Here is a 22025-nt window from a genome sequence, read left to right on the forward strand (position 1 = left end):
GGCTCTCCTTGATGAAAATCGCACCGGCTTGCGGTGCATCAGTTTTCGCAACAAGTGCGAATAATAGCAAAATGGAAACAAATGCGAAACAAGTTCGTTCGGGCGAGGGCGCGGGCATCCGCACGCGCAACCGGACGCTGCACATCCTTCAGCTCTTCGAGCGGCGCACGCTGTGGACGGTGGAGGCGATCGCCGCCGAGATGGGCGTGTCCATCAGCTCGGCCTACCGGGATGTCAAGGAACTGAGCACCCTGGGTTTCCTGGCGCCGTCGACGCGCTCGGCGTACATGCTCGGCCCGGCCTTCATCCGCTACGACCTGCTGATGCGCCAGGGCGACCCGCTGGTGAAGGCGGCCTCGGGGCCGATGCGCGAGCTGCTGGCGCGCACCACGCAGCACGCGGTGGTGCTGATCAGCCGGCGCTTTCGCGACCAGGTGATGTGCGTGCACCAGGAGAAGGGCAGCGACCACCCGCCCTCGTCCACCTACGAGCGCGGCGTGGCCCTGCCCATGTTCAAGGGGGCCACGTCCAAGGCCATCCTGGCGAACCTGGGTGACCGCGCGCTCAAGCAGATCTACCTCGACCACGAGCAGGAGATCCGCGAATCCGTGGGCCTGGGGGGCTGGAAGGACTTCGCGAAACAGATGAAGGCGATCCGCGAGACCGGCTTCGCCTGCACCGATTCGGAGGTGGCCCGGGGCCGGGTGGGCATCGCCGCGCCGGTGTTCGGCGACGGCCAGGTGGTGGCGGGCGTGAGCCTGGTGTTCGAGCTCGCGCACTACGACGAGGCCGCCTTCGCGGCCGAGGTGCGGCGCTGCGCGCAGGCGATTTCGGCGGCGCTGGAAACCTCGGCCTGAGCTCCCTGCGTTCACCGGCGGTTAAGACCTCTTGAGAAGGCTTCGCTGGTGGTGGCGCGCGCCGCTGCCTAGACTCGCGCTCAGCGAAACACCCTGAGGTTGCGACGATGACATTGACACAAGCCCTGGCCGCGGGCCTGGCCGCGATCGCGGTCGGCACCGCCCCCACCGCCTTCGCGCAGGCGAGCACCTACCCGAACCAGACCATCAAGCTGCTCGTGGGCTGGACGGCCGGCGGCGCCACCGACCTGCTGGCGCGCCACCTCGCGGCCCACATGGCCCGGCAGCTGGAGCAGCCGGTGGTGGTGGACAACCGCGCGGGCGCCGTGGGCACGATCGCCCACAGCGAAGCCAGCCGCGCCAAGCCGGATGGCTACACCATCATCCTCGCGACCAACAGCACCTACGCGATCGCGCCGCACCTGATCAAGCCGCTGCCCTACGGGCCCGATGCGCTCGCGCCGATCTCGCTGGTGGGCACGAGTCCGCTGATCCTCACCGTCAGGCCCACGCTCAACGCGCCAGGCGTCAAGGACGTGATCGCGCTCGCGCGGCAGCAGCCCGGCCGGCTGAACTACTCGTCGGGCGGCAACGGCTCCACCAGCCACCTGGCCAGCGAGCTGTTCAAGGACCTCACGCGCACCTCCATCACGCACATCCCCTACAAGGGCGGTGGACCGGCCACGCTGGCCGTGGCCTCCGGCGAGGTCGACCTGGGCTTCGTCGACATCGGCGTGGCCGTGCCGCTGATCCGCGCCGGCCGCCTGAAGGCGGTGGCCGTCTCCGGCAGCACGCGCAGCCCGGTGCTGCCCCAGGTGCCCACGGTGGAAGAAGCGGGCGTGCCGCGCTTCGAGTCGGCCACCAAGTTCGCGCTGTTCGCGCCGGCCGGCACCCCACCGGCCGTCATCGACCGGCTCTACGAGGCGGTGCGCAGCGTGCAGAAGAACGACGAACTGAAGGACCGGCTGCGCCAGCAAGGCATCGAGCTGGTCGCCGCCAGCCCGGCGGAGCTGCGCAAGGACGCGGCCGACGACCTCGCCAAGTGGGGCCGGCTGATCAGCGAGCGCAAGCTCTCGCTGGACTGATGCGCCGCATGACGTCGCGGATCGCCATCGTGGGCGCGGGGCCGGTCGGCTGCGCCGCCGCCGCCTTTCTCGCGCGCGACGGCATCGCGCCGGCCCTGTGGTCGCCCACCGGGCGCCGGGTGCGGCGCCACGCGGGCCGCGCCAGCTTCAGCTGCTCGGGCGCCGTCGGCGGCGAGGTCGAGGTCGAATGGCTGGCCTCGCCGGAGCGCCTCGCCGAGTTCGGCGTGGTGCTGGTCTGCCTGCCGGCCGACGCCTACGCCCGCGTGCTCGGGCCGCTGAACGCGCTGTGGCGGCCCGGCCAGCACGTGATCGTGAGCGGCGCCCTGTCGCTGGCGCCGCTGTGGATCGCGGCGGCGGCCGAGGGCGTGCAGGTCAGCGGCTGGGGCACCACGCTCACGACCACGCACTTCCAGCCCGACGGCAGCCTGCACGTCAACCCGCTGCGCAGCCGCATCGACATCGCCACCGTGGGCCCGCTGGACCCTTCGGAGGCGCGGCAGCTGTGCGCGGACCTGTTCGGCGACCGCTTCGTCGCGGCGGACAACCTGCTCACGCCCACGCTGGCCAACATCAACCCGATCGCGCACGCGGCCGAGGTGATCCCGAACCTCACGCGCATGGAGGCCGGCGAAGCCTGGTCGCTGTTCGGCCACTTCACGGCGGTGGTGGGCCGCATGGCCGAGGCGCTGGACCTCGAGCGCCGCGCGGTGGCGCAGGGCTTCGGGCTCGAAGTCCCGTCGCTGCGGCAGCACTACGCGCGCTCCTACCACGTGCCCGAAGGGCCGCTGCACACCATGGCGGCCGCGATCACCGCCAACGGCATGAGCCCGAACGGGCCGGCCTCGCTGCAGCACCGCTACGTGCTGGAAGACGCGCCGTTCGGCCTGGCCTTCCTGGAAGCGCTCGGGCGCGCGGCCGGGGTGCGCACGCCGGTGCTCTCGGCCTGCCTCGGCCTGCTGGCCGTGGCCTACGGGCGCGACTTCCGCGCCGACAACTTCTTGCTCGACGCGCTGGACATCGCGGGCGGCGGCGCCGACGCGCTGCTGGCGCGCTGCGCGGCGGCGGCCAGCCCGGCCAGCTGAGCCCGGTCGTTGCCGCTGCGGCGGTAGACCATGGCGATGGGCACGGGCGGCGGCAGGCTTTCCATCGGCAGCTCCACCAGGCTGCCGCGCCGCAGCCGCTCGGTCAGCGTGCCCTGGGCCGCGAGCGTGAGGCCCAGGTTCTGCTCGGCCAGCTCCAGGTGGGTGATCGCGCTCATGGTCTCGATGTGCGGGATGAGCGCCGGCAGGCCGTGCCCGCGCAGCGTGTGCTCCAGCATCATGCGCGAGTTGGTCGGCCGGGGCGGCAGGATCCAGTGGGCCTGCGCCACCTCGGCCCAGCGCAGGGGCGGGCTGTTCGCGCCGCGGTTCGCGGCCAGCGCATGCTGCGGTGAGCCGACCACGCGCCACTGCTCCAGGCCGATGTGCTCGATGGTGAAACCCTGGGCCGACAGGCTGCCGAGTTCGGAGGGCGTGTCCATGGTGATCAGGGCGTCCACCTCGCCGGCCTCGAGCTGGCGCGAGATGTCGGCCAGCCGGCCTTCGAGCAGCAGCACGCCGGGCAGCTGGTCCTGCGCCGCGAGCACCGAGAGGATGCGCGGCAGCACGGTCCAGGTCAGGAACGGCGTGGCGCCGATCTTCAGCCGCTCGTGCAGCGGGCGCAGTGGCGCGGCCAGTTCGTCGGAGAGCTGCTCCATCTCCGCCAGCAGCACGCGCCCGCGCTGCACCACCAGCGTGCCGGCCACGGTGGGCACCACGCCGCGCGGCAGGCGGTGGAACAGCGGCTGCTCGAACAGCGCCTCCACGTCCTTGAGGCCCTTGCTCACCGCGGCCGTGGTCATGTGCAGCCGCTGCGCCGCGGCCCGCATGTTGCCGGTGTCGGCCAGCGTGCTGAGCAGCTCCAGCTGGCGAAAACGCAGGGCGGCCATGAGCCGCTGCGATGGGTTCCTCACGCGATGCCTTTCATGGGTCCTGCGGGACAGGACGGCCAACCAGCATAGCGTCTTGGTGATGGACCCCAGAAAGCCGATGGCCGCCATGGACGGATCGTCCATCGGCGGCCATCGGCCAGGGGCGTGGTCAGAACCGCGGGTTAGCCGCCGTTGCTGCTGCGCGATTCCACGCGTTCGGCGCGCACGTCACCCCGTGCCTTGCTGTCGGCCAGCACCGGCTGGGCGTATTGGCCGGAGAACAGTTCGTTGGCCTTGACACCGGTCTGGCCGTCGATCACGTAGTCGCCCGTGCGGATGGCTTCGGCCACTTCGGCCTTCACTTCGGCGCGGGTCTTGCCCACGGCGGCGGTGACAGCAGCGGGCTTCTCGGCGCGGGCTTGGGCGTACTGGGCGGGAAACAGCTCGTTGGCCTTGGCGCCGGTCTGGCCGTCGGCCACGATGTCACCGGTGCGGATGGCTTCGGCCAGCTCGGCCTTCACCTCAGCGCGGCTCTTGCTCACGACCACGGGCTGGGCGTACTGGGCGGGGAAGAGGTCCTTGTAACGGGCACCGGTTTCGCCGTCGGCGATCAGGTCGCCGTTGCGTTGGGCCTGGATCAGTTCGGCGCGGACTTGTTCGCGGGTCTTGCCCACGGAGGCATCGGCGGCGAAGGCGTGGCCGGCAACGAGGGTGGAGAGGGCGATGGCAACAACAGACAGCTTTTTCATGACAGTTTCCTTGGAGAGGGTTGAACATGCCGGTCGGTCCGTTGTGCGGTCTGGCCGGCTTCGATGCCTCTGCGGAGGGGTTTGCGTGCATCGATGGGATGAACTGTAAAGTTTCTGAATCAGAAGAAAAACAGCATTGGAAGGCTTTATGTATTGCTGAATTGGCAACAATGAGGGCAAATTTCTCCGGGAAAACCCTTTAAATTGGGTCTCATGGACCGTCTGACTTCAATGCGTGTTTTTCAGAAAGTGACCGACGAAGGCGGCTTCGCGGCCGCCGCCCGGGCGCTCGACCTGTCGCCCGCCGTGGTCACGCGGCTGGTGGCCGATCTGGAAGACCACCTGGGCACCCGCCTGCTGCACCGCACGACGCGCCGCGTCTCCCTCACCGACGCGGGCGAGAACTACCTCGACCGGGTGCGCGTGATCCTGCAGGAGCTCGACGAAGCGCACGCGCTGGTGAGCTCGCAGACCAGCGAACTCGCGGGCGTGCTGCGCCTGCTGGCGCCACCCGTGCTCGCCACGCACGTGCTCGCGCCCCTGGTCAGCGGCTTTCGGCAGGCCTACCCCAAGATCCTGCTCGACATCGACGTGGAGTCGCACCGCGAGCCGCCGATCCAGGACTACGACATCACGCTCATGGGTACGCCCGCCTCGTTCGACGCCAACGTGATCGCGCGCAAGGTGCTCTCCAGCGTCACCGTGCTGCTGGCCTCGCCCGCCTATCTCCAGCGCAAGGGCACGCCCGCGCGGCCCGAGGACCTGGCGCAACACGACTGCCTGCGCTACAGGGCTGCGGTGGGCCGGGGCCGCAGCTGGCGCCTGCTGCACGAGACGGACGAAGCCCGCTTCGTCGACATCGAGGTGCGGCCCGTGCTCTGGGTCAACCACCCCGACACCCTGATGCACGCCGCGCTCGATGGCGCCGGCATCGGTGCCTGCGCCATCGGCCTGGCCGCGCCCTTCATCGAAAGCGGCGAGCTGGTGCGCGTGCTCAACCCCTGGATCACGGACCGGCTGACGATGTACGCGGCCCTGCCCAGCCGCAAGTTCATGCCGCGCCGCACCGAGGTGTTCCTGGACTACCTCGTCGAGCAGACCCGAGCCCGCGTGGGCAGCGCGCTCACCACCTGCACACCCGCCGAGGCCAGTCTGGCGGTCTAGGTCGCGCGGTTCAGGTGGGCACCCTCTTTCTCGCGTAGTCGACGAAGAAGTCGAAGCTGCCCGGGTTCTGCATGGCATCGGGGCTGCGCACCTGGTCGGGTGGCGCGCCGAGCAGCAGCTTGCGCACCGGCACCTCCATCTTCTTGCCGCTGAGCGTGCGCGGGATGTCGGCCACCTGCAGCACCTCGTTGGGCACGTGCCGCGAAGAGGCCTTCGACCGGATCTGCTCGACGATGCGCGCCTTGAGCGCCCCGTCCAGCGCCAGGCCCGGCTGCAGCACCACGAACAGGGGCATGAAGGAGGGCCGGCCGAGGTACTCCAGGTCCACCACCATGCTGTCGCGCACCTCGGGCAGCTCTTCCACCACCCGGTAGATCTCGGCGGTGCCCATGCGGATGCCGAAGCGGTTGATGGTGCTGTCGGAGCGACCGTAAATCACCGAGGTGCGGCGCTCGGTGAAGCGGATCCAGTCGCCGTGGCGCCAGACGCCGGGGAAGGTGTCGAAGTAGCTTTCCCGGTAGCGCCGGCCGTCCGGGTCGTTCCAGAAGAAGACCGGCATGGAGGGCATGGGCTGGGTGATGACCAGTTCGCCCACCTCGTTGACCACCGGCTGGCCCGCGTCGTTGTAGGCCTGGGCGGCCACGCCCAGTTCGGGGCACTGGATCTCGCCCGCGTGCACCGGCAGCGAGGGCGCGCAGGCCACGAAGCCGGCCGCGATGTCGGTGCCGCCGCTGATCGAGGCGAGCCAGACGTCGGGTTTGACGGCGCTGTAGACCCAGCGGTAGGCATCGATGGGCAGGGGCGAACCGGTGGCGTTGATGGCTCGCAGGTGCTGGAGCGAACAGAAGTCGCGCGGCCGCAGGCCGTCCTTCATGGCGTTGATGAGGAAAGCCGCGCCGCAGCCGAACAGGGTGATGCCCTGCTCGTCGAGGAAGCGCCAGAGCGCCTGGGTGTCCGGCCAGCTGGGGTTGCCGTCGTAGAGCACGATGGAGGCGCCCGTGAGCAGCGCGCCGACCTGCCAGTTCCAGACGATCCAGCCCGTGCTGCCCAGGAACAGCAGCCGGTCGCCCGCGCGCAGGTCGTGCTGCAGGGCCATGGTCTTGAGGTGCGTGAGCACGATGCCGCCGTGGCTGTGCACCATGGCCTTGGGCAGGCCGGTGGTGCCGGAGGAGTACACGATCCAGAGCGGGTGCGCGAAGGGCACCCGCTCGTAGCGCGGCGGCGCCGCGTGCTGGATGCACTCGGACCAGTCCAGGCGGTCGCGCCAGCCGACGGCGCGGGTGGTGTGCGCCGGGCCGTGCACGTGCACCACGTGCCGCACGCTGGGCAGTTCGGCGAGCAGGTTCTCGACCTGGGGCGCGCGGTCGTGCGCCTTGCCGTTGTAGCGGTAGCTGTCGGTGGCGAACAGCACCTTGGGTTCGATCTGGCGCAGCCGGTCCAGCACCACGGTGGGCCCCATGTCGGGCGCGCAGCTGGACCAGATGGCGCCCACGCTCGCGCAGGCCAGGAAGGCGATCACCGTCTCGGGCCGGTTCGGCAGGTAGCTGCGCACGCGGTCGCCGGGGCCGACGCCGAGCGAGCGCAGGGTGGCGGCGAGCGCGGCGGTGTCGCGCTCCAGCGAGGCCCACGAGAGGCTCAGCAAGGGTTCGTCTTCGGCGTGCGCGAGGATGGCGGGGCGCTCGGCGGTGGCGTTGCGGAAGATGTGCTCGGCGTAGTTCAGGCGCGCATGCGGAAACCACTGCGCATGGGGCATCCGCCGCTCGCCGAGCACGGGTTGCGGGCTGCCCTCGGCCACCACCTCGAAGTGTTCCCAGATGGATTGCCAGAAGCCGTCGAGGTTGTCGGTGGACCAGCGCCAGAGCTCGTCGTAGGACGTGGTGCGCACGCCCTTGTGTTCGCCCAGCCAGGCCTGGTAGTGGGCCAGACGGCTGGACCGCACCTGCTCGGCGGTGGGCGACCAGAGCAGCTCGCCGGCGCCGTCCGGCAAGGGGTGGGCGTTCGAAGCGGTGGTGGTCGCCATGATCAGAAGCGGTGGCGGATGCCCACGCGCAGCGCGTTCTGGCTGTCGTCGGACGACGGGCCGTTGGTCACCAGCACCGCGCGCGTGTTCGGGCCCGAGGCCTTGCGCGCGTTGTAGGTCACGTACACGTCGGTGCGCTTGGAGAGGTAGTAGTCGGCGCCCAGCGTCACGGTGGTCCAGGCGGAAGACTCCAGCTTGGCGCGCTGCACGCCCGAGGACAGGATCAGCTCGCCGAGCTTGTACGACAGCGAGAGGCCGACCGTCTTCATCGCGTCCGAGGCGCCGTTTGCCAGCTCGAACGTCGAGCGCGTGGTCAGGGCCGCCACGGTGGCCGGCCCGAAGGCGTAGGAGGCGCCGATGCCGGTGGCCTGGTACTCGGGCAGCACGAAGGCGGTGGCCGCGGTGGCGCAGCGGGGTGCCGAGGAACTGCGACACGCCGTAGCTGCTGCCCGGGCGCACGGTGTGGCCCTGGATGCTGGTGGTGCGCAACGCCCAGGTTGAACGGGCCGTTGCCGTAGGTCGCGCTGGCGCTCCAGGCGTTGCCCGCGTTGGTCGCGCTGGTGCCGCCTTCGGAGAGCGCGCGCTGCACCGCGACCTTGAAGCCGGCGAGGTCGGGGCTCACGTAGGTGATCTGGTTGTCCAGCCAGGCGCCGGCCACGCGGTCGGCGTCGCCCGGCGTCATGCCGTAGATGCCGGTGTTGAAGCCCGGGTGGTAACGCAGCAGGGCGCCCACCATCTGGTCGAACTGGCGGCCCACCGTGAACTGGCCCAGCTTCTGGTCGGACAGGCCGACGAAGGCCGCGCGGCCGAACGCCAGGCCGCCCTGGCGCAGCGTGCCGTTGTCGGTCGCCACGCCCATCTCCAGGTTGAAGATCGCGGCCAGACCCCCACCGAGGTCTTCGCGCCCGCGAAAGCCGACGCGGCTGCCCTGGGACACGCCGTCGTCCACGCGCGTGATGCCGCTGCCGCCGACGTTGCTCACCCGGCTCAGGCCGATGTCCAGCACCCCATAGAGGCTGACGCTGGACGTGGGCGCGGGGGCCGTTTGCGCGAAGGCGCTGAGCGGGCTCAGCGCGACCATGCCGAGGCAGGCCAGACCAACGAGTTTCGAATGTTTCACAGTGCTTGCTCCATTTGCCAGTGGTGGCGCCTGCGTGGCGCCGGTTGCGATTCCGGAGCGGGTGCTCCGGGCCTTGGGTGGGCCTTGCGGCCGTTTTCGGGCAACAGAAGCCCCGGCACGTGCGCCCTGGGGCGCGCGCGCAGCGCTCTGTCGGGGGGAAAGGAAATGGCTTGCGGGTGCGCTTGGCTCAGATCAACGTCAGCAGGCGGCGCGGGGTCTTCACCAGGATGGTGTCCACGTCGGCCTGGGTGAATCCGCGGCGCAGCATGCGCGGCGCGATGTTGGCGAAGATGTGCTGGTAGCCGTGGCCGCCGTAGCGGCCCAGCCGCGTGCGGGTGCAGATGTCGTGGCTGATCAGCACCTGATCGCGGTGGCCCCGGTCGACCAGCAGCTTGACCATGCGCAGCCGCGCGCCGTCGTTGGGCATGTCGATGTCGGCCGCCGGGTAGGCGGTCTGCTCCCAGCCGAACAGGTCGAACTCGATCACGCAGCCGGTGTCGGCCAGGCGCAGCAGCCGCTCGTCGTCGAAGATGGTGCGGTCGATGTGGCTGATGACCACGCGGTCCACCGGCAGGCCGCGCGCGCGGATGAAGTCCACCACCTCCATCGGCTGGTCGGCGTCGCGCCCGGGGTGCACGTTGAGCGCGGCCCCGGTGGCCTGCATCGCGGTGAGCGCGCCGTGCATGACGCGCTGCTCCAGGTCCGTCCACGGGGCCTGGCAACCGATCTCGCCGATGATGCCGGCGCGCACCTGGGTGCCCCAGGCGCCCACGGTGAGCTGCTCCACCATCTCGCGCGCGAAGTCGTCGGCCGTTCGCGTGTGGTTGGCCGGGTGCTGGTAGTCGTTCACGTAGTGGCCGCAGCCCATGACGATGTGCACGCCGGTGGCCCGCGCCACCTCCACCAGCCGATCGGGCTGGGGGTTGAGGCCGCCCACCGTGAGGTCCACCAGCGAGGCGCCGCCCGCGGCCTTCATGTCGCGCAACTCGGCCACGGCCACGTCGGTCTCGTCCAGCCGGTAGTTGCGCATGAAGAGCTTCTGGCCGTAGGCGATGCCCCAGCAGTTGCAGAGCTCGATGTCGGCTTCCTGCTCGGGCGGCGGGTTCAGTCGCAGCGGGGGCGGCGTGAGGTCGATGAAGACGTGCTCGTGCATGAGCGTGGGCCCCAGCTCGGCGGGGTCCACCAGGCCGAGCACGGTCTGCACGCGGCCTTGGCGCGGCTCGGCGGCGCTCATGGCTGAAGGCCCTGGCCGTAGCGGTCCACGAAGGCTTCGAAGGCGCCGTGGAAGCGGTCCAGGTCCTCGTCGGTCAGCGGCAGCGACAGCACGATGAAGCCGCGCCGCGCGACGTAGAAGCCGTGGGCCAGCATGTGGAAGAAGAACAGGTCCTTGACGATCTGTTCGGCGGCGGGGATGTCGTCGCAGTGGCGGATCTCGCCCGGCGTGGCGTGCAGGTTCATGAGCGTGCCCAGGCCGGTGAACTGCAGGCGGGTGCCGCGCGCCCGGGCGGTCGCGTTCAGGCGCTCGCGCAGCGCGTCGCCGCGCGCGTTGAAGGCCACCGCCACCTCGGGCGTGTAGACCTGGCTCAGGCCCGCGATGCCGGCCGACATGGTCATCACGTTGTTGTTGAAGGTGCCGGCGTGGCCCAGGTGGCCCGGCACGCGCGGGTCGAACAGCGCCATCACGTCCTGGCGGCCACCGAAGGCGCCGAAGGACATGCCGCCGCCGATGTACTTGCCCAGCGTGGTCATGTCGGGCGCGATGCCCAGGGCGGCCTGGCGCCCGCCCGGCGTCAGGCGCGAGGTCATCACCTCGTCGAACACCAGCAGCGCGCCGGTCTCGGTGGCGAGGCGGCGCAGGTCGGCCAGGAACTCGGGGCGCCCGACGATGCAGCCCCCGGCGCCCTGCATGGGCTCGACCAGGATGGCGGCCAGGTCTTTCGCGTGCTCGGCCACCAGCGCGGCGGTGCCGGCCTGGTCGTTGTAGGTGCCCAGCACGAAGTCGTGCGGCACGTTGATCGGCGAGTGGCCGGCGGCGAAGGTGAGCACGCCGCCGTGGTAGCCGCCCTTGAACACGAGGATCTTCTGCCGCCCGGTGAAGTGTTTGGCCGCCGCGATGGCCAGCAGGTTGGCCTCGGTGCCGGAGTTGGTGAAGCGCAGGCGCTGCACCGAGGGGAAGCGGCTGGTCACCAGTTGCGCCAGCCGCGCTTCGAGCAGGTTGTGGCCGGTGAGGTTGATGCCGCCGTCCAGCGCCGCCTGGATGGCTTCGCGGATCACCGGGTGGCTGTGGCCGTACAGGCCGGCCGTGAACTCGCCCAGGAAGTCGAGGTATGGATGGCCGTCCGCGTCCCAGAGGCGGGCGCCTTCGCCGCGGGCCATGGCCAGCGGAAAGGGCTCGTAGTAGAGCACCGAGCGGGTGTTGCCGCCGGGCATGACGGCGGTGGCCGCCTGGTAGCGGCTTTGGCTCTGGGGGTGGCGCGCCACGTAGGCGTCGCGCAGCTGGCTCAGTTCGGTGTCGAGGTTCATGTGATGGTCAGAGAAGGCAGGGGAAATCAGCCGGCGGTGTCGTCCAGCGGCCAGAGGGGGCGCCGCACGTTGCGGTAAGGCAGGGTGCGCAGGTCGGTGGCGTGGATGCCGCCCGATTCCACAAACACGATGCCGCGCGCGATGGGTTCGAGGTCGGCGCGGAAATGGTTGATGCCCTTGAGGGCGAGCACGTTGAGCCGCTCGACGTCCACGCCGAGCACGCGGTACTGGCCGCGCTCCTCGGCCTGCACGCGGTTGCTGGCGACGATGACCTGCACCTCGCCGCATTGCAGCAGGGCGCTGGCGCCGATGGAGGCCGGTGTGCCGGTCTTGAAGGGGCCGGTGCGCACGAAGCGGCCGTCGGACACCGCGAGCACCTGGGCGCGCACGGCCACGGGCCCGCCGCCGAAGGCCGGGTCGGTCTTGCCGCCGATGCGCAGGTCCAGCGCCTGGCCCACGCCGGCTTCGATCGCCTGGCGGGCGCTCTCGGGGTCGTGGAGCAGCCCCACCAGCGTGCCCGGCAGGTTGGCGGCCAGCAGGGCCTGGAGCAGGGCGGTGGCGTCGCCGTAGCCGCCGCCGCCCGGGCCGTCGGTGTAGTCGGCCAGGATCAGCGGGCCGCGGCCCTGGGCCGGCTCGCGGCAGCGCGCCAGCGCCTCGTCGACGCTTTGCAGGTGCACGGTCTTCTGGTCGCGCCAGCGGTAGGCATCGTCGATCAGCTCGTCCGCCACGCGCTGGCACAGCGCGGCGTCGCCGTCGCCGACCACCAGCACCGAGGGGCCGGCTTCGTAGACGTCGCCCATGTAGTAGCCCGCATTCAGGCTCACATCGAGCACGGCCGCCTCGCGCTGCTCCCAGGCCCGCGCGCGGGCGTGCAGGCGCGTCATGGGGCCCTCGCGCAGCGTGCGGCCCAGGTCCATGCCGGCGATCATGTCGCGCCGCGCGAGGTGCACGCGCGGGCGGATCTCGCCGGCCAGGGCGCGCCCCACCAGCGCGCAGGCCCGCTGGCCGGCCTCGTACTGGTCCACGTGCGGCGTGGTGCGGTAGCTGGTGAGGATGTCGGCGTAGCGCACCATGGCGTCGGTGACGTTGGCGTGCAGGTCCAGCGTGGCCGCGACCACCACGCGCGGGCCGACCTGCTGGCGGATGCGGCACAGCAGATCGCCCTCGGGGTCGGGCAGGCCTTCGACGAACATCGCGCCGTGCAGCGACAGCACCACGGCGGCCACGTGAGGGTGCTCGGCCAGCGCGCGCAGCATGGGCTCGGTGAGCGCGTCGTAGGCCGCGCGGGTGACGGGCCCGGCGGTGGAGGCGCAGGCGCTGACCGTGGGCACGAGCTGCCAGCCCTGCGCCTGCGCGGCGTCGATGATGCCGCCCAGCTCGGTGCGCGTGCCGCGCATGCGCTCGACGAGCTCGTCGCCGAACAGCAGCTCCTCGCGGCCGAACTCGGCCAGCGTGGTGCGCAGCCGGCTGAAGGCGTGGCTCTCGTGGCTGAGCCGGGCCACCACCACTTGGGGGGCCGTGGTGCGGAGCGCGCTCATGCCGTGGCTCCGTGGAAGGCGAAGCCGCGGCCGGGCACCGAGTCCAGCAGGGCGCGGGTGTAGGCGTGGGCCGGGTCGGCGAACACCTGGTGCGCCGGCCCTTCCTCGACGATGGCGCCCTGGTGCATCACGATGATGCGGTCGCAGATCTGGTTCGCCACGCGCAGGTCGTGGGTGATGAACAGCAGACCGATGCGCAGGCGTTGCTGGATGTCGTCGAGCAGCTCGAGGATCTGCGCCTGCACCGAGACGTCCAGCGCCGAGACCGCTTCGTCGGCGATCAGCACCTGCGGGTTGCAGGCCAGCGCGCGCGCGATGCAGATGCGCTGGCGCTGGCCGCCCGAGAACTCGTGCGGGTAGCGGTGCAGCGCGTCCGGGCGCAGGCGCACCAGGCGCATCAGCTCCTCGGCGCGGGCCCAGGCCTGTTCGTGGCGCTGGCCGGCGTTGACCGCGCCTTCGATGATGGACTCGCCCACGGTCTGGCGCGGGTTGAGCGAGCGGTAGGGGTCCTGGAACACCACCTGCACCTGCTCGCGGAACGCCTTGAGCCGGCGCCCGCTGGCTTTCTCGACGGCCTCGCCGTGCGACAGCACCTCGCCCGCGCTGGGGTCGATCAGGCGCGCGATGCAGCGCGCCACGGTGGACTTGCCCGAACCCGATTCGCCCACGATGCCCACCGTCTCGCCGGGGCGCACGCGCAGCGACACGTCGCGCGCGGCGTGCACGTCCTTGCGGCCGCCGAAGAGGCGCCGCGTGCTGTAGGTCTTCGCGCAGGCCACGCGCCTCGATCAGGGGCGCGGCCTCGGCCACGGGCGCGCGCCGCACCGGCTCGAGACCGGGCACGGCCGAGAGCAGCATGCGGGTGTAGGGCTCGCGCGGCGCCTGCAGCACCGCGAGCTCGGGGCCCTGTTCGACCATCTCGCCCAGTCGCATCACCACCACGTGGTCGGCGATCTCGGCCACCACGCCGAAGTCGTGCGTGATGAAGAGCACGGCGGTGCCGTTCTCGCGCTGCAGTTCCCGGATGAGCTTGAGGATCTCGGCCTGCGTGGTCACGTCCAGCGCGGTGGTGGGCTCGTCGCAGATCAGCAGCGCGGGCTTGAGGATCAGCGCCATGGCGATCATCACGCGCTGGCGCTGGCCGCCCGAGAGCTGGTGCGGGTAGGCGCCGAAGATGCGCGGGGGCGAGGGCAGGCGCGTGCGGCCGAACACCTCGAGGATGCGCTCGCGCCGCTCGGCGGGCGAGAGATCGGTGTGCACGGCCAGCATCTCGTCGAGCTGCTGGCCGCAGGTCATGACCGGGTTGAGCGCGGTCATGGGCTCCTGGAAGATCATGGCCATGCGCTCGCCACGCACGCGGCGCAGGCGCTCCGACGGCATGGCCAGCACGTCTTCGCCGAGCAGGCGCACGCTGCCGCGCACGGGCGACACGGCGGGCGGCAGCAGGCGCATCACGGTCTGCGCGATGACGGATTTGCCCGAGCCCGATTCACCCAGCAGGCAGGTGGTCTGGCCGGCGAAGACCTCGAAGCTGATGCGCTCGACCGCATGGAGCCGGTCGGCGTTGGGGGGCAGCTGCACCGTGAGGTCGTGGACCGTCAGCACGGGCTCGATGGCGGCGTGGGAAAGGGTCATGGTCAGGCTCCGCGGCGGCGCAATTTGGGGTCCAGCGTGTCGCGCAGGCCGTCCCCGAGGATGTTCACGGCCAGCACCGTCAGCGCCAGGAAGGCGCCCGGGAACAGCACGTTCTCGGGGTGTTCGTTGAAGTTGACGCGGCCCTCGGACATGATGTTTCCCCAGGTCGGGATCTCGGGCGAGAGGCCGATGCCGAGGAAGGAGAGGATGGCCTCGACCAGCATGGCCGAACCGCAGACGTAGGTGGCGTGCACGATCAGCGGGGCCACGGCGTTGGGCAGGATGTGGCGCCAGAGGATCTTCCAGGTCGGTGTGTTCAGCGCGGCGGCGGCTTCCACGTACGGTTCCTCGCGCACCGAGAGCACGATGGAGCGCAGCAGCCGCGCCACGCGCGGGATCTCGGGAATGGCGATCGCCACCACGATGGTCAGCAGGCTGGCGCGCCACATCGAGACCAGCGCGATGGCCAGCAGGATGTTGGGGATGGCCATGAAGCCGTCCATGAGGCGCATCAGCACGCCGTCGAGGCGGCGGAAGTAGCCGGCCACCAGGCCGATCAGGCCGCCGCCCAGCATGGCGAGCACGGCCACCGCCACGCCCACCAGCAGCGAGACGCGCGCGCCGTAGGCGATGCGGCTCCAGGTGTCGCGCCCGAAGCCGTCGGCCCCGAGCAGGAAGAGGTGGTCCCTGGCGTCGCCGGCCAGGTCGGTGAAGGGCGCGCGCGTGCCGGGCGCGATGTTGATGCTGGCCGGGTCGATGGCGGAGGGGTCCACCGTGCCCAGCCAGGGCGCGGCCAGGGCCACGAAGGTCAGCAGGGCCAGCGCGCAGGCGCCGACGCGCACGGCGCCGTTGGCGCGCACCAGGCGCCAGGTGGAGGGCCGTTGGCGAGCCGGCGTGGCTTCTTCGGGGGCCACGGAGGGCAGGTCGCGGGGATCGGAGGTCATGGTCGTCATTCGGGCAGGTCGGTCAGTAGCGGATGCGCGGATCCAGCAGCACGTAGCTCAGGTCGATCAGCAGGTTGATGAGCACGTAGACCACCGAGAACAGCAGGATCACGCCCTGGATGACCGGGAAGTCGCGCGAGAGCACCGCGTCCACGGTGAGCTGGCCCAGGCCGGGGATGGCGAACACGGTCTCGGTGACCACCACGCCACCGATCAGCAGCGCGATGCCGATGCCGATCACCGTGACGATGGGCACGGCGGCGTTGGCCAGCGCGTGCCGCATGAGGACGGCGCGCTCGGCCAGGCCCTTGGCCCGCGCGGTGCGGATGTGGTCTTCGGTCAAGGCCTCCGACACCGCCGCGCGCGTGACCCGCGCGATCAGCGCGGTGTAGACCAGCGAGAGCGTGATGGCGGGCAGCACCAGGTTCGCGAGCCAGGGGCCCACGCCCGAAGAGAGGCGCGCATAACCCTGCACCGGCAGCCAGCCCAGCTTGAGGGCGAACAGCCAGATCAGCGCGTAGCCGATGACGAACACCGGCACCGAGAAGCCCAGCACCGAGAAACCCATGAGCATGCGGTCGAGCCAGCCGCCATGGCGCGCCGCCGCGAGCACGCCCAGCGGCACGGCGATCAGCACGGCCAGCACGATGGTGAGCGCGGCCAGCGAGAGCGTGGGCTCCAGGCGCTGCGCGATCAGCGTGCGCAACGCTGGTCTTGAAGTAGTAGGACTCGCCCAGGTCGCCGCGCAGCAGCTCCCCGATCCAGATCAGGAACTGCGAGGGGAGCGAACCGTCCAGCCCCAGGCTCTGGCGCACGCGGGCGAGGTCGGCCTCGGTGCCCATGTCGCCCACGATGAGCGCCGCGGGGTCGCCGGGCGTCAAACGCAGGATCAGGAACACGAAGACCGCGACGAAGATCAGGACCGGCAGCGTCGAAAGCAGCCGGCGGGCGATGAAGGTGTACATGGCGTGGGGACCGGCGGTGCGTCAGGGCTTGCTGATGTTCCAGTAGACGTTGGTCGCTCCGACGAGCACGCCGCTGACCACGCCTTTGCGGAAGGCCACCGGGCGCAGCAGCTCGCCCATGGGGGCGAAGGCGCCGATCTCGTAGGCGCGCACCTGGATGTCGTCGGCCAGCTGCTTGCGCTGCGCTTCGGTGGTGGCGCGCGCGTAGGCGGAGCGGAGCTGCTCCAGGCGCTCGTCGCTGGCCCAGCCGAACCAGCCGGCTTCGCCGTTGGCCGACAGCGGGGCGTAGTTGATCGGGTTCAACGCGTCCTCGGTGCCCCAGTAGGTCACGAAGGCGTCCCAGCCGCCCTGGCTCGCCGGCTCCTTCTTGGCGCGGCGCGCCACCACCGAGCCCCAGTCCATCGATTTCATGTCGACGGTGAAGCCGCCCTGGCGCAGCAGCTGCGCCACCACCGGCGGCAGCTTGGCCAGCAGGCTGTTGTCGGTGGCGTGCAGCAGCACCACCGGCTGGCCCTTGTAGCCCGCGGCCTTCAGCAGTTCACGCGCCTTGGCGAACTGCGGCTTGTCGGTGAAGCCCAGGCTCTTGGTCGAAGCCAACGGCGAGCCGCAGGGGTAGACCGACATGCAGGTCTTGTACAGCTCGGGAATGCCGACCTGCGTGCGCAGCAGCGCGTCCTGGTTCATGGACAGCATGGCGGCCTGGCGCACCCGCACGTCGTTGAACGGTGGCACCAGGTGGTTGAAGCGCAGCAGGTACTGCCCGCCGGCCGCGGCCGCGGTGGTGATGCGGTTGTTGGCCTTCAGGGCGTTGTAGTGCTCGAAGGGCACGGACTCGAGCATGTCGACCTCGCCGTTGACCAGGGCATTGACCTGTGTCTGCGCGTCCTTGAGCACCACCCACTCCACGCGATCGACCTTCACCGTCTTGCCACCGGTGGTGCCCGAGGGGGCTTCGGTGCGCGGCACGTACTTGTCGTTCTTCAGGTAAACGGCGCGCTCGCCCGGGCGGAACTCGTCGGCCTTGAAGACGTACGGGCCCGAGCCGATGTGCTCGGCGATCTGCTTGTCGGCCGGCGTGTCGGCGATGCGTTTGGGCATGATGAAGGGCACCAGGGACGAGGGCTTGCCCAGGGACTCGAGCACCACGCCATACGGTTCGGTGAACACCAGGCGGAAGCTGCCGGCCGACACCGCCTCGGCCTTGTCCAGCACCGCGTACATGCGCTGGCCCATGGGGTCGCGCTTGGCCCAGCGCGCCAGCGAGGCGAGCACATCCTCGGCCGTCACCGGCTGGCCGTCGTGGAAGGCCAGGCCGGCGCGCAGCTTGAACGTCCAGCTCTTGCCATCGCTGCTCACGCTGTGGGACTCGACCATCTGCGGCTGGATGCGCCCTTTGGCGTCGGTGCCGAAGAGCGTGTCGTAAATCATGTAGCTGTGGTTGCGGGTGACCACGGCCGTGGTCCAGACCGGGTCCAGCACCTTCAGATCGGACGAAGGCACCAGGCGGAACGTGCTGCCCTGCGCCAGGGCGGACGACGCCGCGAGGACGAGGGCAGCCCCCAGGGTGGAGGCGAACATGAAGCGGCGCGTGAAGGGCATGGGCATTCCTTGGTGGACACGTTGAGTGGGGACGTTCAGCTTCAAGCAAGCAATATGCCACGCATGACAATTACTTTATTGTTCACTGGATAATTAGATTTTGTCGGATGGAGCATGGCGACAGGAGAGGGATAACCCTAGGCGGCAGGCTGGAGCCCTTGCCCGACAACGGTGCGCGCAACGCACCAAACGGGCCGTTGGGGCGCCCGGGAAGGGTGCGTGGCACGCGGGTGGAGCGTGTACCATCGGCCCGGCATCCTCAACGCCGTCCCGACGCCATGCCCCCCTCAGCTTCCTCCAAGCCCGCCCGCAAGACGGCGGGAAGGCCCACCAACAGCACCATCACGCGCGAGCTCATCGTCGAGGTGGCGCTTGCCCAGATCGACCGGGTGGGCATCCATGCGTTCAGCATGCGGGACGTGGCGCGGTCGCTGGACGTGTACCCCAGCACCATCTACTGGCACCTGGCGTCGAAGGACGCGCTGCTGGCCGAGGTGTCGAACCTGGTGATGGCCGGTGTGGTGCCGCCACGCGGCGAAGGCGACTGGCGCGCCTGGATGCGCAAGCTGTTCAACCGCTACCGCAAGTCCGTGCGCAAGCACCCCAACGTGGCGCAGTTGATCGGTGCGCAGCTGGCGTCAAACGGCGCCTTGAGCACCGACCTGATCGAAGGCGTCATCCAGGCCCTGCTGGAAGCGGGCGCCACCGAGGCCAACCTGCGCGAGGCCTACAACTGCGTCATCTCCGCGATGATGGGTTTCATGACGATGGAACTGGCGCCCCTGCCCACCGACGATCCCGAGGGCTGGGCCACCGCGCTGGAAGGCCGGGTGCGCTCCATCGACCCGCTGGCCAATCCCACGCTGGTGCGCTACCTGCCCTTGCTGGCGAACCGCGCTTTCATCCTGCGCTGGCAGAACGGCACCGACGTGCCGCTCAACAGCAGCTTCGACGCCCATGTCGAGATTTTCCTCGGGGGCCTCGAGGTCTTTCTTCGCGGCGAGGCGCCCCAGGCGAGCTGAGGCGGCCGCCGCCGGGCGCCAAAGAGTCTGCTTTGGCGTGCCATCGCGCGCGCTGTTGAAGGGCTGAGCCCTGTCAGAGCCTGAACGCCGTCAAGCGCGCCTTGGCGGCCTGCAAGAGACCACCGCGCCCGCTGGGCGCCTGGGCTTTGGTCTCGCCCGGGGCGAGGATCTGCATCGCTTCGCCCGAGGCCAGGCGCCGCGCCAACTGGGTTCGCGCCGCATGGGCCTCGAAGGAGGCGTGGCTCAGCACGTGCACCTGAAGGTGGCGCCCCAGCGTGCCCCGCAGCTTCTGGCAGGCCGCGGCCATGGCGGCGGCATCGGGCAGGCGTTCGCCGTGCACGATGAGCAGGTTCAGCGTGCCCTCGGCGTCCTCGCCCAGCAGCACGGCCTGCAGCACCGAGTCCTTGAACTTGGTGCGCAGCATGGCGCGCAGCGGCTCCGCCGCGGCGAAGGACTTGAGCGCGATGCGGCGCAGCTCGGCGTAGAAGACGAAGCCGGTGTTCGCGCTCACCGGCCCGGCCTCGCCATCGGCTTCGGCGGGGTGCTGGATCAGAATGCCGCTCTGCAGCAGGTGCTGCTGCGTGCGCTCGACATCGTCGGGCGTCAGCCGCGTCGCCTTGGCGAGCGCGGACCTCGAGTGCGGTTGGGTGGGGTTGGCGAAAACGGTTTTGAGGATCTGTTGAACCTCAGGCGCCAGAAGGAAATCGGCGGCGCTGCTCGTGCGGGAAGTCATGACCGCGACTTTGACACAAGCGCCGACCTCGCCGCCGGTCGGCAAGGGTTAGAGCGACAACCTCTTGAAGAGGCGCTCGGGAATGGACCGGATGATGGCCATCACGCCCCACCAGAACCAGGGCGCGTAAACGACATCGCGTCGCTTGGCGATGCCGCGAAGAATCTCTTGGGCGATGGCATCGGGAGAACTCCAAAGCGGCCCCTTCTTGTCGAATGCCGCCGTCATCGGTGTGTCCACGAACCCCGGCTTGATCGTCAAGACCTGGACGCCCGACTTGTGCAATCGGTTGCGCAGGCCTTGCAGGAACGTCGCCACGGCACTTTTCGCGGTGCCGTACACGTAGTTGGATTGCCTGCCGCGATCGCCGGCCACCGAACCGAGAACAACGATGGCGCCCTGCTTTTGCACTTCAAATCGGTTCGCCAGATGGGTGAGCAACGAGATCACGCTGATGGCGTTGGTGTTCAGTTCCTGGAGCGCGGCCTGGAAATCCTGCTCACAGGCTTTTTGATCGCCCAATGTGCCGTGGGCAATCAGGGCCACGTCGAGCCCCCCGAGGGCGCCTGCGGCGGCGTCGATCACAGCGGCATGCTGTGCGAAGTCGTTCACGTCCAGCGCCGCGCACTGGACCGACTGAGCGCCGCGAACTTTCAGATCACCCGCGATCTCGTGCAGATGATCCCTGTCGCGCCCGACCAGATAGAGCTCATGCCCCTCGCGCGCCCAGCGACGCGCCGTCGCTTTCGCGATGGCTGAAGTCGCACCGATGATCAAAATTCTCGTCATGATTTGTTGGGTCCAGATGAATCTGAAGGGCGTGCCTGCGTGCAGCGCTTATGCCAAACCCAGTCGGCGGGATTGGGTCGACATGAATTTGCCGTGGGCATGCCAGCGGGCACGCACGTCCTCGAACTCCTGCCACCGTGGGTAGCCCGCCTTGAACATGGCTTCGCTCATCCGAGCATCCTTCGCCAGATACAGCCGCCCGCCGTGCGCGGCAACGATGCTGTCCAGCACGTCGAGCAGTTCAAATGTCGCGGCTTCCGCTTTGAAATCCACCGCCAACGAATACCCTTTCAGGGGGAAACTCAACGGGTTGGCATTGGCGTCGCCAAACAATTTCAGAACAGCGAGGAAAGCACCGAGTCTGGATTGGCCGATGTGTTGGAGTATTTCCCGCAATCCGTCCGCACCGGATGCCTTGGGCAATACAAACTGGTATTGCAGAAATCCAGGGCGGCCATACAAGCTGCTCCACCCGGCAATGGCATCCAGCGGGGCAATAAATGACTCGAACGGCTTGCGCGACTTTTGTGCATTGGCGCGTGCCCGGCCGTAATAGGCGGCATTGAACATCTTGGCCACCGCTCGATTGAGCAAACCCGAGGGCATTTCGGCAGGTATTCCAAGGGCCTTGACCTGTTGTGCGACCAGCGGGCCTTCGGTGCATTGCTCCCCCATGACGAGAATGGAGCGGCCCAGGTGGGTGCCACGCGCCATGCAGTCGATCCAGGCGACCGAATAGGCGCTTGCGGCGTGCGCGTCAAAGGCTTCGAGCACCGCGTCCAGGCTGGGTGTCTTGATCCTGGTCTCCAGGATGTCGCTGGCGGTGATGGCTTTGAGCCGCAACACGGCGGACACGATGACGCCGGTCAGGCCCATCCCGCCACAGGTGGCGTGGAAAAGCTCGGCCTTGTCGGATGGGGACGCACCCACGCACTCCCCGTTGCCCAAAAGAATCCGAATCGACGCAACATGGGCGCTGAAGGTGCCGTCACGGTGGTGGTTCTTTCCGTGGACGTCACTGGCAATGGCACCGCCGACGGTGATGAAGCGTGTGCCGGGCATGACGGGCAGGAACCAGCCGCGTGGCACGAAGGTTCGCAGAATGTCATCCAGCGAAACACCTGCATCGCAGGAAAGCACACCCGTCTCCGGATCAAAGTCATGAAACCGATCCAGATAGCGGGTTGAAGAACCTGGGGGCCCAGCGCACTGTCGCCATAGCTTCGCCCCCGCCCGCGAGCAATCAGTGGCAAGGCGCCTGGCACGGTGCGCATGCACTGCTGTCTCGACAGCGGCTCGGCCACATGGGCTTCTTGCCTCGGATAGCGACCCCA

At 69.6% G+C, this 22025-nt stretch carries 18 protein-coding genes and 2 pseudogenes; 5 read left to right on the top strand and 15 right to left on the bottom strand.

Annotated features, from left to right (window positions below; all coding sequences use genetic code 11):
* The first annotated feature begins 71 nt into the window (after positions 1-71).
* The 3 genes from ACFJGX_RS05045 to ACFJGX_RS05055 all read left to right on the top strand — a co-directional run bounded on the left by ACFJGX_RS05045 (position 72) and on the right by ACFJGX_RS05055 (position 3024).
* Positions 72-857 (top strand): IclR family transcriptional regulator, encoded by a 786-nt coding sequence (locus ACFJGX_RS05045; protein WP_382322458.1) that lies wholly within the window; start codon positions 72-74, stop codon positions 855-857.
* 107 nt (positions 858-964) lie between these two features.
* Positions 965-1942: a Bug family tripartite tricarboxylate transporter substrate binding protein gene (locus ACFJGX_RS05050; RefSeq protein WP_382152649.1), complete on the top strand. Its 978-nt coding sequence runs from the start codon at positions 965-967 to the stop codon at positions 1940-1942.
* An 8-nt stretch (positions 1943-1950) separates the two neighbouring features.
* On the top strand, positions 1951-3024 hold the full coding sequence (locus tag ACFJGX_RS05055) for an NAD/NADP octopine/nopaline dehydrogenase family protein (RefSeq protein WP_382327898.1): 1074 nt from the start codon (positions 1951-1953) through the stop codon (positions 3022-3024).
* Here the strand turns inward: ACFJGX_RS05055 and ACFJGX_RS05060 are convergent.
* A complete protein-coding gene (locus ACFJGX_RS05060) occupies positions 2910-3908 on the bottom strand; it encodes a LysR family transcriptional regulator (protein WP_382322455.1) in 999 nt (332 codons plus the stop codon). The genes ACFJGX_RS05055 and ACFJGX_RS05060 overlap by 115 nt on opposite strands.
* Positions 3909-4072: 164 nt before the next feature.
* Positions 4073-4639, bottom strand: a complete 567-nt coding sequence (locus tag ACFJGX_RS05065; protein ID WP_382322454.1) for a DUF4148 domain-containing protein — start codon at positions 4637-4639, stop codon at positions 4073-4075.
* A 213-nt stretch (positions 4640-4852) separates the two neighbouring features.
* On the opposite strand from ACFJGX_RS05065, the gene ACFJGX_RS05070 reads away from it, so the two are divergent.
* Positions 4853-5803 carry a LysR family transcriptional regulator gene (locus ACFJGX_RS05070; RefSeq protein WP_382322453.1) on the top strand — a complete coding sequence of 317 codons (951 nt, stop codon included), beginning with the start codon at positions 4853-4855 and terminating at the stop codon, positions 5801-5803.
* 10 nt (positions 5804-5813) lie between these two features.
* Here ACFJGX_RS05070 and ACFJGX_RS05075 read toward each other — a convergent pair whose 3' ends face one another.
* The 10 genes and pseudogenes from ACFJGX_RS05075 to ACFJGX_RS05120 all read right to left on the bottom strand — a co-directional run bounded on the left by ACFJGX_RS05075 (position 5814) and on the right by ACFJGX_RS05120 (position 18147).
* Positions 5814-7823, bottom strand: coding sequence for an acetoacetate--CoA ligase (locus ACFJGX_RS05075; protein ID WP_382327900.1), 2010 nt, complete (start codon positions 7821-7823; stop codon positions 5814-5816).
* Between the two features lie 2 nt (positions 7824-7825).
* Complete coding sequence (locus tag ACFJGX_RS05080) at positions 7826-8209, bottom strand: porin (protein WP_382322451.1); 384 nt, start codon at positions 8207-8209, stop codon at positions 7826-7828.
* Positions 8137-8943 carry a porin gene (locus tag ACFJGX_RS05085; protein ID WP_382322450.1) on the bottom strand — a complete coding sequence of 269 codons (807 nt, stop codon included), beginning with the start codon at positions 8941-8943 and terminating at the stop codon, positions 8137-8139. The genes ACFJGX_RS05080 and ACFJGX_RS05085 overlap by 73 nt, the downstream gene beginning before the upstream one ends.
* A gap of 187 nt (positions 8944-9130) precedes the next feature.
* Complete coding sequence (locus ACFJGX_RS05090; RefSeq protein ID WP_382322449.1) at positions 9131-10177, bottom strand: phosphotriesterase; 1047 nt, start codon at positions 10175-10177, stop codon at positions 9131-9133.
* A complete protein-coding gene (locus ACFJGX_RS05095; protein WP_382322448.1) occupies positions 10174-11466 on the bottom strand; it encodes an aspartate aminotransferase family protein in 1293 nt (430 codons plus the stop codon). Before ACFJGX_RS05095 ends, ACFJGX_RS05090 begins: the two co-directional genes overlap by 4 nt.
* A gap of 26 nt (positions 11467-11492) precedes the next feature.
* Entirely contained in the window at positions 11493-13004 is a 1512-nt protein-coding gene (locus ACFJGX_RS05100; RefSeq protein WP_382322447.1) for a M81 family metallopeptidase, read from the bottom strand.
* Positions 13001-14639, bottom strand: a pseudogene (locus ACFJGX_RS05105) (ABC transporter ATP-binding protein). The gene ACFJGX_RS05100 and the pseudogene ACFJGX_RS05105 overlap by 4 nt, the downstream one beginning before the upstream one ends.
* Before the next feature lie 2 nt (positions 14640-14641).
* Positions 14642-15583: an ABC transporter permease gene (locus ACFJGX_RS05110; protein ID WP_382327902.1), complete on the bottom strand. Its 942-nt coding sequence runs from the start codon at positions 15581-15583 to the stop codon at positions 14642-14644.
* Between the two features lie 22 nt (positions 15584-15605).
* Positions 15606-16548, bottom strand: a pseudogene (locus ACFJGX_RS05115) (ABC transporter permease).
* 21 nt (positions 16549-16569) lie between these two features.
* Complete coding sequence (locus tag ACFJGX_RS05120; protein ID WP_382322445.1) at positions 16570-18147, bottom strand: ABC transporter substrate-binding protein; 1578 nt, start codon at positions 18145-18147, stop codon at positions 16570-16572.
* Between the two features lie 278 nt (positions 18148-18425).
* On the opposite strand from ACFJGX_RS05120, the gene ACFJGX_RS05125 reads away from it, so the two are divergent.
* Positions 18426-19169, top strand: a complete 744-nt coding sequence (locus tag ACFJGX_RS05125; protein WP_382322444.1) for a TetR/AcrR family transcriptional regulator — start codon at positions 18426-18428, stop codon at positions 19167-19169.
* Positions 19170-19242: 73 nt separating this feature from the next.
* Here the strand turns inward: ACFJGX_RS05125 and ACFJGX_RS05130 are convergent, their stop codons facing one another.
* Genes ACFJGX_RS05130 through ACFJGX_RS05140 form a run of 3 tightly spaced genes read right to left on the bottom strand, consistent with a single transcriptional unit; the run spans position 19243 to position 21831 of the window.
* Positions 19243-19902 carry a hypothetical protein gene (locus tag ACFJGX_RS05130; protein ID WP_382322443.1) on the bottom strand — a complete coding sequence of 220 codons (660 nt, stop codon included), beginning with the start codon at positions 19900-19902 and terminating at the stop codon, positions 19243-19245.
* 48 nt (positions 19903-19950) lie between these two features.
* Complete coding sequence (locus ACFJGX_RS05135; protein WP_382322442.1) at positions 19951-20691, bottom strand: SDR family oxidoreductase; 741 nt, start codon at positions 20689-20691, stop codon at positions 19951-19953.
* Between the two features lie 48 nt (positions 20692-20739).
* Positions 20740-21831, bottom strand: coding sequence for an FAD-binding protein (locus tag ACFJGX_RS05140; protein ID WP_382327904.1), 1092 nt, complete (start codon positions 21829-21831; stop codon positions 20740-20742).
* Positions 21832-22025 lie beyond the last annotated feature (194 nt).

Source organism: Hydrogenophaga sp. UC242_50 (genome assembly GCF_042697355.1).
In the GTDB taxonomy this organism is placed as follows: domain Bacteria; phylum Pseudomonadota; class Gammaproteobacteria; order Burkholderiales; family Burkholderiaceae_C; genus Hydrogenophaga.